This is a genomic window from Cupriavidus sp. SIMBA_020 (assembly GCF_046535395.1).
GTDB lineage: Bacteria > Pseudomonadota > Gammaproteobacteria > Burkholderiales > Burkholderiaceae > Cupriavidus > Cupriavidus campinensis.
In genome coordinates this window covers 1-342 of sequence record NZ_JAWRWU010000201.1, presented here as the reverse complement: position 1 = coordinate 342, position 342 = coordinate 1, and the positions used below count along the sequence as shown (strand labels likewise).

Here is a 342-nt window from a genome sequence, read left to right as displayed (position 1 = left end):
CGCTGACGCTCGACGGCGACTGGTACGGGCTGTCGGTCGTCGGCCCGACCGAGCGGATCCGCCAGCATCGCGACTCGCACGCGGCGCTGCTGGTCGACGCGAAGGTGCGGTTGCTGGCCGAGCAGGGGCCAACCCTGTTGCAGGTGCACCATGACCAGCCCACCGGTACCTCGCCGGTGGCCACCGTGGTGGAGCCGGCCCGGGTGGCAGGGGTGCCAGGGTTCTGGCTGGACCTCGGCCAGCCGTCCTTCGGGCCCGAGGCGGTGGCCGCCATTGGCGTCGAGGCGGTGACCCTGAACGGTCGCGAGCTGAGCCGGGTGGCACCGTTGCAGGCACTCGACC

Annotated in this window: 1 pseudogene; it reads left to right on the top strand. The window is 72.8% G+C overall.

The annotated features are described in order from the left end of the window. Window positions 1-342: pseudogene (locus tag SB751_RS28815) on the top strand (hypothetical protein); the annotation flags it as partial.